13 protein-coding genes, 1 riboswitch and 1 other annotated feature are annotated in these 13672 nt (G+C 32.7%); of the genes, 9 read left to right on the top strand and 4 right to left on the bottom strand.

What is annotated here, in order from left to right:
• Nucleotide 1 precedes the first annotated feature (1 nt).
• From R9X47_RS06195 to R9X47_RS06185, 3 genes are all read left to right on the top strand, one after another.
• Nucleotides 2-1021, top strand: coding sequence for a 3-oxoacyl-ACP synthase III family protein (locus R9X47_RS06195; RefSeq protein ID WP_432665867.1), 1020 nt, complete (start codon nucleotides 2-4; stop codon nucleotides 1019-1021).
• A gap of 147 nt (nucleotides 1022-1168) precedes the next feature.
• Nucleotides 1169-1585, top strand: coding sequence for a secondary thiamine-phosphate synthase enzyme YjbQ (locus tag R9X47_RS06190; protein WP_432665866.1), 417 nt, complete (start codon nucleotides 1169-1171; stop codon nucleotides 1583-1585).
• A gap of 35 nt (nucleotides 1586-1620) precedes the next feature.
• Nucleotides 1621-1974 (top strand): DUF952 domain-containing protein, encoded by a 354-nt coding sequence (locus R9X47_RS06185; RefSeq protein ID WP_432665865.1) that lies wholly within the window; start codon nucleotides 1621-1623, stop codon nucleotides 1972-1974.
• Between the two features lie 76 nt (nucleotides 1975-2050).
• Here the strand turns inward: R9X47_RS06185 and R9X47_RS06180 are convergent, their stop codons facing one another.
• Nucleotides 2051-2617 (bottom strand): GNAT family N-acetyltransferase, encoded by a 567-nt coding sequence (locus R9X47_RS06180; protein WP_432665864.1) that lies wholly within the window; start codon nucleotides 2615-2617, stop codon nucleotides 2051-2053.
• A 445-nt stretch (nucleotides 2618-3062) separates the two neighbouring features.
• Here R9X47_RS06180 and htpG point away from each other — a divergent pair, with 445 nt between their 5' ends.
• From htpG to R9X47_RS06160, 4 genes are all read left to right on the top strand, one after another.
• Nucleotides 3063-4943, top strand: a complete 1881-nt coding sequence (gene htpG / locus R9X47_RS06175) for a molecular chaperone HtpG (protein WP_432665863.1) — start codon at nucleotides 3063-3065, stop codon at nucleotides 4941-4943.
• A 343-nt stretch (nucleotides 4944-5286) separates the two neighbouring features.
• Complete coding sequence (locus R9X47_RS06170; protein WP_432665862.1) at nucleotides 5287-5697, top strand: bacteriohemerythrin; 411 nt, start codon at nucleotides 5287-5289, stop codon at nucleotides 5695-5697.
• Nucleotides 5698-5938: 241 nt separating this feature from the next.
• Entirely contained in the window at nucleotides 5939-6577 is a 639-nt protein-coding gene (locus R9X47_RS06165) for a peptidylprolyl isomerase (RefSeq protein WP_432665861.1), read from the top strand.
• 139 nt (nucleotides 6578-6716) lie between these two features.
• Nucleotides 6717-6972 (top strand) — a binding site (T-box leader).
• A gap of 242 nt (nucleotides 6973-7214) precedes the next feature.
• Nucleotides 7215-8870: a glutamine--tRNA ligase/YqeY domain fusion protein gene (locus tag R9X47_RS06160; RefSeq protein ID WP_432665860.1), complete on the top strand. Its 1656-nt coding sequence runs from the start codon at nucleotides 7215-7217 to the stop codon at nucleotides 8868-8870.
• Nucleotides 8871-8945: 75 nt separating this feature from the next.
• Here R9X47_RS06160 and R9X47_RS06155 read toward each other — a convergent pair whose 3' ends face one another.
• Together R9X47_RS06155 and R9X47_RS06150 are read right to left on the bottom strand one after the other, a co-directional pair.
• Nucleotides 8946-9950 carry a calcium/sodium antiporter gene (locus R9X47_RS06155; protein ID WP_432665859.1) on the bottom strand — a complete coding sequence of 335 codons (1005 nt, stop codon included), beginning with the start codon at nucleotides 9948-9950 and terminating at the stop codon, nucleotides 8946-8948.
• Nucleotides 9951-9993: 43 nt separating this feature from the next.
• Nucleotides 9994-10134: riboswitch (yybP-ykoY riboswitch) on the bottom strand.
• A gap of 104 nt (nucleotides 10135-10238) precedes the next feature.
• A complete protein-coding gene (locus R9X47_RS06150) occupies nucleotides 10239-10739 on the bottom strand; it encodes an SEC-C metal-binding domain-containing protein (protein ID WP_432665858.1) in 501 nt (166 codons plus the stop codon).
• Nucleotides 10740-11014: 275 nt separating this feature from the next.
• Here R9X47_RS06150 and R9X47_RS06145 point away from each other — a divergent pair, with 275 nt between their 5' ends.
• Together R9X47_RS06145 and R9X47_RS06140 are read left to right on the top strand one after the other, a co-directional pair.
• Nucleotides 11015-11596, top strand: a complete 582-nt coding sequence (locus R9X47_RS06145; RefSeq protein ID WP_432665857.1) for a ferritin family protein — start codon at nucleotides 11015-11017, stop codon at nucleotides 11594-11596.
• Between the two features lie 576 nt (nucleotides 11597-12172).
• Nucleotides 12173-13015: a CvfB family protein gene (locus tag R9X47_RS06140; RefSeq protein ID WP_432665856.1), complete on the top strand. Its 843-nt coding sequence runs from the start codon at nucleotides 12173-12175 to the stop codon at nucleotides 13013-13015.
• A 93-nt stretch (nucleotides 13016-13108) separates the two neighbouring features.
• Here the strand turns inward: R9X47_RS06140 and R9X47_RS06135 are convergent, their stop codons facing one another.
• Nucleotides 13109-13570 (bottom strand): DUF3231 family protein, encoded by a 462-nt coding sequence (locus R9X47_RS06135; protein ID WP_432665855.1) that lies wholly within the window; start codon nucleotides 13568-13570, stop codon nucleotides 13109-13111.
• Between the last annotated feature and the right edge of the window lie 102 nt (nucleotides 13571-13672).

Genomic DNA, 13672 nt, shown 5'->3' with positions numbered 1-13672 from the left:
TATGAAAATACAAAAAGAAAGAAATGTAGAAATAGTATGTACAGGTTCAGCAGTTGGCAAAAATATAATATATTTTGACTCAAGTAGTGAGAAAATAGTAGCTGAAAAACTTCAATCAAATAGAAATATATACACTAGATATAGAATAAGTGAGGGTGAAGATCAAATTACTCTAGCTATTGAAGCAATTGAAGATGCATTCCGGAAAACTAGTAAGCTGAGTATTGAAGATATAGATTGCATAGTAGTAGCATCGGCAGTAGGGTATCAACCACTGCCTACAACTTCAGCAAAAATCTTAGAAGAATTAAGTAAAAAATATAAGCTGAAAAGGGCCGTATCAACGAAGGATATAAACACAAGCTGTACTAGCTTTTTAGATGCTTTTGACGATGCGGCAATGTCTATTAACTTTGGTAAATATGAAAATGTACTCATTGTATCAAGTGAATTAGCATCACTTGGTCTATCCACTGATAACATGCATTCATTTTCTATGTTTAGTGATGGAGCTGCTGCAATAGTGGTCACTAAATCAGAAGAATACTGCATTGGTTTTCATTATGCAAGAACATGGCCTGGTACGTACGATTTAACAAAGATAGAGGGTGGGTTAACCAAGTATCTCCCAAGTAAGTTTGATGGAACGAATCATGAGAAATACAGATTTCAAATGGAAGGTAATAAGCTAATAAAATTAATAAAGAAAGAATTTGTACCGATGATTAAGGAAATACTTGAGCTTGAAAAGCTTGATATTAACGATATTGACTATGTAATACCGCATCAAGCAAGTAAAGCCCTTAAACTATTTATGAGGAATCTAGGAATAAAGAAAGATCAGTTCTGTGATATTTTTGAAGACTACGGTAATATGGTAGCTGCCTCAATCCCATTCACCCTAAACCATGCCTATGAAAGTAATTATTTAAAAGGGAAAGATACAGTACTCCTTATCGGAACAAGTGCTGGGACTTCGGGCCATATATTACTTTACAAAAAAAGTATAAGATATAGATAAAGCCAGCCTTGAGAAACTGTATAAAGTACTTTGTTCTTTTTATCAAAATACTAGGGTATAATGTAGATAAAAAGGTGTGATGAAAAGGTGTGATGAAAAGAATTAACCTTTTGAAAAGATATAATAACCATTGAAGGAGGGGAAAATTTGAAATCCTATAGAAAAGAATTGTGGTTTGATACAAAAACTAGAAGAGCTTTTATTAACATTACTCCTAATATAGAAGAATGTTTAATGGAAAGCGGCATTAAAGAGGGGCTTTTACTTTGCAATGCTATGCATATCACATCCAGCGTATTTATCAATGATGATGAATCGGGATTACATAGAGACTTTGAACGTTTTTTAGAAAAATTAGCGCCAGAAAAACCCTATGATCAGTATGATCATAATGGGTTTGAAGATAATGCAGATGCCCACCTAAAAAGGACAATTATGGGAAGAGAAGTAGTTGTAGCTATAACGGAAGGGCAGCTGGATTTTGGACCTTGGGAGCAAATATTCTATGGAGAGTTCGATGGAAAAAGAGCAAAAAGAATTTTGGTAAAGATTATTGGTGAATAAGGATTTATCTAGACTAGATTAAAAGGAGATTAAGCATGATTATTTATACTGCTACAGTTGAAGAATGGGAGAAAATTAAGAAACAAAAGGAATTTATTAGTGAGAACTTTGATGAAGAGAGATTTATTCATTGCAGCTTTCCAAATCAGACCCTATGGGTCCTAAATAAACATTATAAAAGCGAAGAAAAGGTAATTCTATTATGTATTAATCCTGGGTTACTGAAGTCGAACCTAGTGATAGAGGATTTGAAGGGCAGAGGAGAAGAATTTCCCCATATATATGGAAGTGTTAATGTAGATGCAATAGAAAAAACTATTGAAATTTATCCTTCTGATGATGGAAAATTTTATGAAAATGGAGAACTGAAAAAGTTAATCAAGGAGTAAACTTAAGAATACAAGTTTTTGAGGGGGATGTCTCATAAAGGAATCTTATGAGACATCCCCTTCTACTATTAGTTTCCTACTTGTCATCAGATCCATTAGCATTATCCTTACTATAAATCACCATCTGGATAGGTACATCATCTGTGTCACGCTTTTCTGGAAAGAAAGAATCAAAACTAAAACCATTTCTTTCTAAAAGTGATCTGGATTTAATATTTGTTTCATTGGTATAAGCTTCAATTCTTTTAAGGCCCATGGTATCAAACCCATAATTGACGACTTTTCTAAGGGCTTCAGTCATAAGACCTTTACCAGTACTGCCTGGAAACAAGCCATAACCTAATTCACCTCTCTCGTCTACTATTGAAATGTTCCAGATTGAGATTGTACCTAAGATATTATCGGTTTCTTTATCGGCTATAGCCCAGATAATCCATTTATTTTCAGCGACTCCTTTATTCATTCTGACTATATATTTTTGCGCCTCAGTAATATGTTTATAGATAGGCATATCGACATGTTCAAAGTTACTTTTATCATTTTGATAGTTAAATATTAGCTCGTCATCGTTGGACCTAAGCTGTCTAAGGGTCAGTCGATGGGTAGTTAAAATAGGAAAGGGGTTAAAGCTCAATGGATTCACATTCATCCTCCTTTATCCGTTACTATTAAATATATATATATGATAACATAGAATATAATTAATAGTAGCTAAAAAGAACCATTTATTCTATAATAAATCTTGTAGACCATAATATGGGAAAAATAATATTGTTTTGAAGCACGAAAAATTTACTTTCTATGGGAGATAAATAGAAGAGTTAATTGGATTAAAAAAGTCTATATGGATTGAAAGAATGATACAGATATTGCTAGAAAAAATATTTTAGAGATATTGAAAAATGTATAAAACAGGAAAAGGGTATTGACAAACTATCAAAAAAAGTGTATTTTTAAATTAAAATTAGCACTCTCCTAAAGAGAGTGCTAATAAAGTGAAATAATAAAAACGCTAATTATTTAAGTATATTTTTACTGCGCTAGCACTTCGTTGTGCTCGTAGTTTTAGCATGAAAGGAGAGATTTACTTGGCGAAAAAACAATTTAAAGCGGAATCCAAGAGACTAATGGATCTAATGATTAACTCGATTTATACCCATAGGGAGATTTTCTTAAGAGAAATCATTTCTAATGCTAGTGATGCGATTGACAAAATCTATTATAAGGCCTTAACAGATGATTCACTAGTCTTTGATAAGGATAACTACTATATTAAATTACATATTGATAAGGATAATAGAATATTAAAAATTTCTGATACTGGTATTGGAATGACTAAGGAAGAGCTTGATGAAAATCTTGGAGTTATAGCTAAGAGTGGATCTTTAGCATTTAAGAAGGAAAACGAGCTCAAGGATGGGTATGATATAATTGGTCAGTTTGGTGTAGGATTCTACTCTGCATTTATGGTATCTGATATTGTTACTGTTGTAAGTAAAGCCTTTGGTAGTGAGGAAGCCTATAAATGGGAATCAAAGGGTGAAGATGGCTATGCAATTGAACCTTGTGAAAAGGACTCTGTGGGAACAGATATCATATTAAAGATTAGAGAAAATACAGAAGACGAGAAGTTCGATGAGTATCTTGAGGAATATAGACTAAGATCAATAATAAAGAAATACTCTGATTTCGTTAGATATCCAATAAAAATGGATATAACTAACAGCAGACTTAAAGAAAATAGTGAAGATGAATATGAGGAATATATAGAAGAAGAGACTGTAAATAGTATGGTTCCTATATGGAAAAAGAATAAGAATGAACTTACTAAAGAAGATTATGAAAACTTCTATTCCGAAAAGCACTATGGTTTTGATAAGCCTGTAAAGCATATACATTTCAGTGCAGATGGAGCCGTAAGCTACAATGCAATTCTATTTATCCCTGAAAAAACGCCATATGATTTTTATACGAAGGAATATGAAAAGGGATTGGAGCTATATTCTAATGGGGTTCTAATTATGAATAAGTGTGCTGATTTATTACCTGATTATTTTAGCTTTGTAAGTGGGATAGTTGATTCAGAGGATTTATCTCTTAATATATCTAGAGAAATGCTCCAACATGATAGACAGCTAAAGCTTATAGCGAAAAAAATCAAAAGTAAAATTAAAAGTGAGTTAGAAAAGCTATTAAAAAATGAAAGAGAAAAGTATGAAGAGTTTTATAAATCCTTTGGTAGACAACTGAAATATGGTATCTATAGTGATTATGGAAGAAATAAAGATATGTTACAGGATCTATTAATGTTCTATTCATCGAAGGAAAAGAAACTGGTTACCTTAGATGAATACATCTCTAGAATGCCAGAAGATCAGAAGTATATCTATTATGCTTCAGGAGAGTCAAACGAAAGAATTGAAAAAATGCCGCAAACAGAACTCGTAGCAGATAAAGGATATGAAATACTATACTTTACCGATGACGTAGATGAGTTTGCTATAAGAATGATAATGACATATAAAGAGAAGGAATTTAAATCTGTATCAAGCGGTGATTTAGGTATAGAGGTTGAAGAAAATGAAAACTCAGCTAATACTGATGATAAAGAAAATAAAGAGCTGTTTGAGCAAATGAAAAATATTCTATCTGATAAGGTTAAAGATGTTAGGGCTTCAAAGAGGCTTAAGAATCATCCAGTGTGTCTAGCTAATGATGGTGAACTTTCCATAGAGATGGAAAAAATATTGAATGCTATGCCTAATAATCAAGATATAAAAGCAGATAGAATTTTAGAAATAAACGTACATCATGATGTTTTCAAGGCATTGAAGGAAGCAGCAGAAAAGGATGAAGAGAAGGTTAAATTATATACAAATTTATTATATGATCAGGCATTACTTATTGAAGGGCTGCCGATTAATGATCCAGTAGAGTTTACAAATAATATTTGCAAAATAATGAAATAATTAAAAAGGTCTGTTTCGTAAAGGAATCCTATGAGTGCAGACCGGGGGTGTTTCGGAAATTCGTCATTCTGAGGCACCCCCCCCTTTAATTTGCAAAATAGAAGTTTCTAAATGAATTGTTTTCTTAGTAGAGTACTTATATCCGTTAAAGACTAAGTAAATCGAGTTGTTAAATAGAAGAAAGAAATGTATAATTATAGTGGATATATATGGTTACGAAAAAACTATTACATTTCGAAGATTTACTATCATTGCAAGCTCTGGTTGTTAGATCTCCAAAATGTGAGATGTTTATCGTATATTGTACATAACTAATTTTATACTAAAGCAAAGGGGTAATTATATGTTTAATTGGAAAGAAGAATATTCTGTTGGGATTAAAACAATTGACGATCAGCATAAGAAACTGTTTGAAATTGGGGAAAGAATTAATATCGTATTGGAGAGTTACAATGGTCAAGATTCCTATGATGAAATTGTTGAATTGATTGAAGAACTGAAGGATTATACGATTTATCATTTTGACTCTGAAGAAAGTTTGCTTGCTAAATACCAATATCCAGAACTTGATGAGCAAATTAAGGAACACAAGACATTTGTTGATTACCTAGAGGGACTTGATTTTGACAATATAGATGAAGATCAAGAAAATGCAATGAAAGAATTAATTATGTTTATAGCAAAGTGGATATTTAAACATATCAGTAATTCAGATTTTAGATATAGTGAATTTCTTATTGAAGCTATGAAATAAAATAGTATATTTCTGATAAGTGAATAGAAATTACTTTATTCCTTTAACTCAGAATCTAGACTATGTCTACATTAAATGTATGGCAATGATTGAATAAGGGTATAGATATATACATAAACCTGACCTCCTTACCTTTAGGAGGTCTAACTTTTCGCAAAAGATTAATTTTACGTCTTGTATTGAAATAGTGGCAGAGAGGCTGAGCCTAGAATAATATAAAGAAAGCTAAGGAGGAAAGATTATGACAAGATCATATATAAAGAAAACTATTCTATTTGTTGTATCTATGTTATTAATGATAACAATTATGGCGGCATGTAGCAGTGAAAAAACAGATGAAAAGGCTGATAGCGATAACGCTACACAAAATCCTAAAGTGGAAATAGAAATGCAAGATGGTGGAAAAATGGTACTAGAGTTGTACCCAGAATTTGCTCCAGAAACAGTAGAAAACTTTATCAATCTATCTAAATCTGGTTTTTATGATGGGTTGAAGTTTCATAGAATTGTAAAAGACTTTATGATTCAGGGAGGCGATCCTAAGGGTGACGGTACAGGTGGATCTGACAAGAATATTAAAGGAGAGTTTGCAGAAAATGGATTTACTAAAAATACACTTAAGCACACTAAGGGTGTAATTTCAATGGCTCGTAGAGCTGAGCCTGATTCTGCCAGCTGCCAATTCTTTATAGTGGATGGAGATGCAACATTCTTAGATGGGCAATATGCTGCATTTGGAAAGTTAATAGAAGGAGAAGAAACTCTTGATAAAATAGCTGATACAACTGTAGATAAGCACCCTTATAGTGGAGAAATGTCTGTTCCAAAGGTAGATGTAGTAATAAAGAAAATAACAGTAATAGAAAGTAGTAATAAATAGCAATTGATTATGTAATACTCAAAGACTACTTAAAGCTAAAGTCATATATGAATAATTGATAAAGAATATAGGTAAAGTATATAATAAGTAAAGTTGATTTAAGAAATATTTTATTGTATAATATTAAAAAATTCATACTAACAAAGCGATGACGAGAAGAGTAAATAAATAAGTTCTTTTCTAGAGAGCTCCGGTAGCTGAAAAGGAGTAAAGAAATATTTATTGAAACAAGCCTCTGAGCTTCATACGGATCTTTCAATAAAAGTGATGCTATGGCGTTTGTTCACGTTACAGAACTAGAGTATAAGTACTTTCAGTACCGTACTTGAAGAGATTGATATGGTAACATATTAATGAATTAGGGTGGCAACACGAAATTAACTCTCGTCCCTAAGACCGATTGGTCTTGGGATCGGGAGTTTTTATTTTTGTCTAAAATAAATATAATTTTATCAAATTAAAAAGGATGTGATCATATGGGGCAAGAAAGTTTGTATTTTGCCTAAAGGGGTTTTGCTGCCTTCAAATTTACCAGGGAAGAAACTAATACAATTGTATATAGTTATAATTTTAATTGATCTATATGTTAGATAGATTTTTAGAATGGTAAGAAAAAATAAAATTTGGAGGTAATGATATGAGTGCTAATAGAGAAAATTTAAACTTTATAGATAGACTAGTAAAAAGAGATTTGGAGGATGGAGTGTACAGGGAAGTCAATACACGTTTTCCACCGGAGCCCAATGGGTACTTGCATATAGGCAGTGCGTACGCAATAAATGTTAGTTATGCTTTAGCTAAGAAATATGGAGGTAAATTCAACCTAAGGTTTGATGATACAAATCCTAAAAAGGAAGAGGTTGAGTACGTTGAGGCAATTATAGAAGATATGAAATGGTTGGGATTTGATTATGAAGACAGACTGTTTTATGGATCTGATTATAGTCACCAAATCTATGAATATGCAATATATCTTATCAAAAAGAGGAAGGCATATGTTTGTGATCTAAGTAGTGATGAGATAAGAGAGTATAGAGGAACTTTAACAACTAAAGGGGTGAATAGTCCCTACAGGAATAGAAGTGTAGAAGAAAACCTGGATTTATTTGATAAAATGAAGAATGGAAACTTTGAAGAGGGTAAAAGGGTTTTAAGAGCTAAAATTGATATGGAAAGTCCTAACATTAATATGAGAGATCCTGTTATTTATAGAATATCTTATACAAAGCATTATAGAACTGGTGATAAGTGGTGCATTTATCCAATGTATGATTATGCCCATCCCATTCAAGATTATATAGAGGGAATTTCACACTCTCTGTGCTCAGTAGAGTTTAAAGATCATAGACCATTGTATGAATGGGTGTTAAAGGAACTAGATTTATCAGGTCGCATTCCAAGACAAATAGAGTTTGGAAGGATGAATCTTAGTGGAGCCGTTACGAGTAAGAGGTATCTTAAAGCCCTGGTTGGAAGTAAAACCATAGAAGGATGGGATGATCCAAGGATTCCAACGATAAAAGGGCTAAAGAGAAGGGGATATACAAGGGAATCGATACTAAGCTTTTTGTCCGAAATCGGAGTAGGGAAAAGTGAAAGTGTCGTAGATATTGCTATGCTGGAGCATTCTCTAAGAAAGGATTTAAAGGCAAAGGCACCTACGATCATGGCAGTCCTTGATCCTATAAAAGTTGTAATTACAAATCTACCGGATAAGCATGTTGAATATTTAGATGCCACAAATAATAGAGAGAATGAGGATTTAGGATCTAGGAAAATAGCATTTACTAAAACTATATATATTGATAGTAACGACTTTAGCGAAAATCCTCCTAAGAAGTACAATAGATTGATAGTAGGTGGAGAGGTTAGACTGAAACATGCATATTTTATTAAGTGCAATGAAGTAATAAAGGATGACGATGGTAATATTACAGAATTAAGATGTACCTATGATCCAGAAACAAAAAGTGGAAGTGGTTTTAAGGGACGAAAAGTTAAGGGTACAATACACTGGGTCAGCACAGAATATGGTATACCATGTGAGGTAAGAATATTTGATGAATTATTCACCGAAATACCATCGGCTGATAATCTATTTGAAAAAATAAATCCCAAATCACTATATGTTAAGCAAAATGCATTTATTGAAGAGGCTGGACTTGGAGAGGGATATGAAGGAAGATTTCAATTTATAAGACACGGATATTTTATTAAGGACCTTAAGCTATCAAGTGAGAATAAATTAGTATTTAATAGAACAGTACCATTAAAAAGTTCATATAAGGGATAATAACGAAAAGAGTTGAATTGTCATGATGCACTGATGACAATTCAACTCTTAATCAATACAGTATCTTACGAAAAATTAAATCCATACATAGTTTAAAATTAGGTATAAAATATAAATACTAAATAGGATAACTCCTTCTAATTTTGAAATCGCATTGTTCTTGCTTTTGGCAAAAACTCTAAAGACCACAAGAACAATAAGCATTGTTGGAATTTGAAGCTTATAAAAGTTAAGTGGAACATCGAGACCACCCCTTGTTACAGCGGCTGCACTTCCTACTACAAAGAGTACATTAAGAATATCAGCACCGACTATGTTACCAATAGCCAGCTCACCATGTCCTTTCCTTACGGCAGTGACTGCTGTTACTAGTTCAGGTAAACTAGTACCAAAGGCCACTAAGGTTGCAGCGACAATACTTTGAGGGATACCTACTCTGATAGCAGAAATTTCTACAGCAGGTATAAGTATCTTAGATGAACCAAGAACAAGAACTATACCTAAAACGAGTTTAAGTATTTGAACTATTAACGGGCTTTTCTCTTCCTCAAAGTCAGCTTCAGTTTCTCCTGACTTTTTAGACCAGCTTATTGAAATATATATATAGGCTGCTAATAGGATTAGAAAAATCCATCCCACAAACTGACTGATATTTCCCGTGCTTCCACTGGATAGGAAAGGAATACTTACAACTGCAAGTAAAATCCCAGAAAATAATTGAATTCTCCCCTGACGATTCATAGTTATTTGATCTACGGGTAAGTAACCAATTAGAGCTGCTAGACCAATTATAAGGCCCGTATCTGTAATGATAGAACCAATGGCGTTACCTAAAGCTAAATCTGGGTTTCCATTAACAGCTGCTAATACCGATACAGTAGCCTCTGGAAGAGTGGTTCCTAAAGAGACAATGGTTGCACCAATAATCATTTTAGATACTCCCCAGTGCAAAGAAAGACTAACGGCCTCATCAACCAGAATATCGGCTCCTTTACTAAGTGTATAAAGTGTTGCTGCTACTATAAGTATTAGTATTAATGTTGAAAAGGATGTTAAATAAACGTGAATAATTGCTTCCATGAATGCTCTTCCTCTCAATAATTTATAGTAAATTGATATAAGGGAACAACTGAACAAAATAAAAAACTCCACAATTAACTAAAGTTAATTGTAGAGTCTCGCTAGACATAATTGCCATCAAAGCCGGGAAAATATTATTTTCCGTAATGACGACTTTGATTCCTTAAAAAGGTCAGCTACTCCCTCTAAAATATTAATGCACAAATTCATTATAGAGGATTTTTAAATTTTGTCAATGATAATTTAGACAAAATTCCATATCTCTATGGTTATCGTATTATATATAGATTATTTGTTTAAACAACATTTCTTGTATTTCTTTCCACTTCCACATGGACATGGTTCATTTCTACCAATCTTTTTATCGTTTACAACGATACGAGATCTATTGTAGTCCTTTTTGATTTCTTTTCTTTTTTCGATAGGAAGTACATTATCCCATTGAGAAAGATTATAAAGCCAATCAGCCTTAGCATCAAGCATATTATAGTAAAGTTTTTCAAAGTCTATAGAAAGTTTTACGTTACTTTCTTCAGTTAAGCTGTCAAGGTCAAGTTCTTCAGTAAGGCTTGTGTTAATTCCATCTAAAAATCCTGCAAATGTAACAGCGTCCATCTCGAACTTCTCTGCAAGCTCAGATAAAGAACCTTCTGTTACTTCGTCTTTATTCTCTAGTAAATACTCGTAGTTTTTTTGTTCTTTTGGAAGGTATTCACCCCAAAACTTATTGTATTCTTCTTCAGTACGCTCGTCGTAAGCTCTTTCCTTCCATTGCTCAAATAGAGACATTACATTTCATCCTTTCTTGGGTTTGAGATATGATTTAATCCTTAAGTATTATATCATATATTGGATAAAAATTTACAGTGAATTTCAAGAAAATAGGGAATGAGTGAATTCTAAAAATAATAAGCCTAGATAAGTATTGGTACATATTGCCATAGGATAAATTATGGAATATAATATGATGTGTAAAGATTGTGATTATAAGTCGTTTTCAGATGAAAAATTTGACTAAAGAAGAGTAAGTTCTGTTCATATATTTAGAAAAAAGGAATGATAGAATGAGTGAGATTAAGTGTTTGATATGTTGTATGGATATAAATCCTAAAAGCTATAGTTTAAACAATTATTCTTTTCTCGAGAAAAATAGAGAGGAACGAATAATAAACTGCCCTTTTTGTGGGGTAGGTAAAATTTATTTGGACGATGAAAATGACATCTATATGGTGGACAATAAAAGCTTAGATGAGGAAAGCCTAAAGGTATTAGATCATGCTATGAAGTTAGAAGTATTTAATGGAGAGTTTTATGAAGAAGCAAGCAGATTAGCTGAGGATGAGAAATTAAAAGAAACCTTCAAGGATTTAAGTAGGATAGAATTTATGCATGCGAGAATCCATAAAAGACTAGGTGGTTTTGAAAAGCTTCCAAAACTACATAAACCTGATTATACGAGACATAATACAGATGGTCTGCTATTGATTGAAGCTAGCCACCGCGAAGAACATGCCATATTATTTTACGAAAAAAATAGTGGCAAGGTTTCAAGTGATGTAATAAAACAAGTTTTTAGTGCATTAACGGATGTTGAGAAACAACATGAAATTATTACGAAAAGGGATTTGATTAAAAAGAGCAACTAATACAGCTATCATCTTGTTAACAAAGTTAACAAGATGATAGGCTGTTAAGAAAGTCGAAGTTCAAGGCTTGCTTAGACCGAGAGACCGCAGCGTATATAGACATACGTAAGGGTTCTTGGTTGAAGCAACAACGATGAAATTCGGATTTGTTAACAGCCTCAGAGCAGCTAACACTGCTCTTTTCTATAACTAAATATTAAGCAGCACTAGGACAATTCTGCTTTGGCTTGAAAATACTCTTCAAGAAATCCCAAAGAATTTCAGAAACAAAACTACTTATGAAACCCAGTACAAATGCTTGGATTACTCTCATGTTATCACCTCATATATAGTATTACCAAATTACTATATATATTAACTGAAAAAATAAGTATTAGAAAAGTATATGAGGAATCCTTGGGAACTTTTTCTACGAATATTTTTAAATATATTTTTCGATTATAAAATAAAAGCCTTTATTAAATTTGCCCAATGATATAAAATATATTTTGATTATTGGTTTAACTACATATATTCTGGTTAAGGTATATAATAACCATAAAATAAAAATAAAAGATATTAGAGAAGGGGAAAATTATGATAGAACTAGGAAGAATTCAAAACTTAAAGGTTGTTAAGATGGTTTCTATAGGTGCTTATTTAAATTCAAAGGACGATGATATGGGTGATAGTATTTTATTGCCACGAAAGGAATTGGAATCGGGAACTGATGTAGGAGATGAGATAGAAGTATTTGTATATAAGGACTCTGAGGATAGACTGATAGCTACTAAGAGAAGGCCGATGCTATTAATGGACGAAATAGCATATCTTGAAGTGGTTGATACTGCAACAATAGGTGCATTTTTAGATTGGGGATTAGAAAAGGATCTATTCATTCCTTTCAAAGAACAGACATGCAGAGTAAGAACGGGAAAAAAATACTTAGTAAGTCTGTATATTGATAAAAGCGAAAGATTATGTGCTACTATGGATATTTACAATATGCTTAGTAGTGACTCATCATATCAGGAAGATGACGCTGTTAAAGGTATAATCTATAATATTAAAAGAGATATGGGAGCTCTAGTGGCTATAGATAATACATACCATGGATTGATTCCCAATAATGAACTATATGGAAACTATAGATGTGGCGATGAGATAGAGGCAAGAATAACTAAAGTTAGAGAAGATGGTAAGCTATATTTGAGCCTCAGAAAAAAAGCATACAAGCAAATGGATGATGATTCTACTGTTATTTTAGATAAACTAAATGCTAGAGGAGGAAAGCTTCCATTCAATGATAATAGCTCTCCGGATAAAATTAAGGACGAGTTTAGGATGAGCAAGCGAGCATTTAAGAGGGCTGTAGGGAGATTATTAAAAGAAAAGAAAATTCAGCTTACAGAAAACGGCATGGAACTGATTGATAAGTAAAAAGTCAGAAACCAACAATGGGGGTGTACTCATAAGAAACATCTATGAGGCAGCCCCATTTTGATATTAAATAGAGAATTATAAATTTTGAATTTATGCGCTTGGAGGATTCATAAGCCAATTTTTCTTATAATTCAATTGTACAATTTTATCAAAGGCCTTTCTATCCTCAAGGGTAATATCCCAAGTGAATTTTCTTAGATCTTCTCTAGTCACATCCATAAAAGTCATTGTGTCATGAATTAATGACAAACGAAGAATTTCCATTAATGCTAAGGCGATTTGTTGGTTATCTAACTTCTTTCTTTGTGGCATCGGAGGAGTTGCCAGATTCTCCTTCTGCATAGCAGATTGAATCTTTTCAATATGAGGAATAGCTTGCATTTCAATTCCTGCTTTGATAAATCTTTTCAAATCAGGATCATCGGCCATATCATAAAGCAACTCAAGTACAGGTAATCCAATGATTTTATGGCGACACATAGCCCACAGTCCGGAGGCTCCTCCCCAATGGGGTTTATGAGGAGTCTCTGTAAACATCTCAGTTAACTTCAAGAGTATCATCCTTTCTTCGTTAAAAAATCTAGGAGAAATATACTAATATTATTTCTTTTAAGAGTTAAAATATGCATTAGTTGTAATTGCTAATGATGTTTA

Source organism: Wukongibacter baidiensis, assembly GCF_050888315.1.
GTDB classification, from domain to species: Bacteria; Bacillota; Clostridia; order Peptostreptococcales; family Caminicellaceae; genus Wukongibacter; species Wukongibacter baidiensis.
This window is presented reverse-complemented; position numbering and strand designations above follow the sequence as displayed.

Excerpts from the sequence above, each read along its gene's own strand:
- R9X47_RS06160 (WP_432665860.1), top strand. The coding sequence starts at position 7,215 with ATGAGTGCTAATAGAGAAAATTTAAACTTTATAGATAGACTAGTAAAA.
- R9X47_RS06145 (WP_432665857.1), top strand. The coding sequence starts at position 11,015 with ATGAGTGAGATTAAGTGTTTGATATGTTGTATGGATATAAATCCTAAA.
- R9X47_RS06140 (WP_432665856.1), top strand. The coding sequence starts at position 12,173 with ATGATAGAACTAGGAAGAATTCAAAACTTAAAGGTTGTTAAGATGGTT.
- R9X47_RS06155 (WP_432665859.1), bottom strand. The coding sequence starts at position 9,950 with ATGGAAGCAATTATTCACGTTTATTTAACATCCTTTTCAACATTAATA.
- R9X47_RS06170 (WP_432665862.1), top strand. The coding sequence starts at position 5,287 with ATGTTTAATTGGAAAGAAGAATATTCTGTTGGGATTAAAACAATTGAC.
- R9X47_RS06150 (WP_432665858.1), bottom strand. The coding sequence starts at position 10,739 with ATGTCTCTATTTGAGCAATGGAAGGAAAGAGCTTACGACGAGCGTACT.
- R9X47_RS06195 (WP_432665867.1), top strand. The coding sequence starts at position 2 with ATGAAAATACAAAAAGAAAGAAATGTAGAAATAGTATGTACAGGTTCA.
- R9X47_RS06165 (WP_432665861.1), top strand. The coding sequence starts at position 5,939 with ATGACAAGATCATATATAAAGAAAACTATTCTATTTGTTGTATCTATG.
- R9X47_RS06185 (WP_432665865.1), top strand. The coding sequence starts at position 1,621 with ATGATTATTTATACTGCTACAGTTGAAGAATGGGAGAAAATTAAGAAA.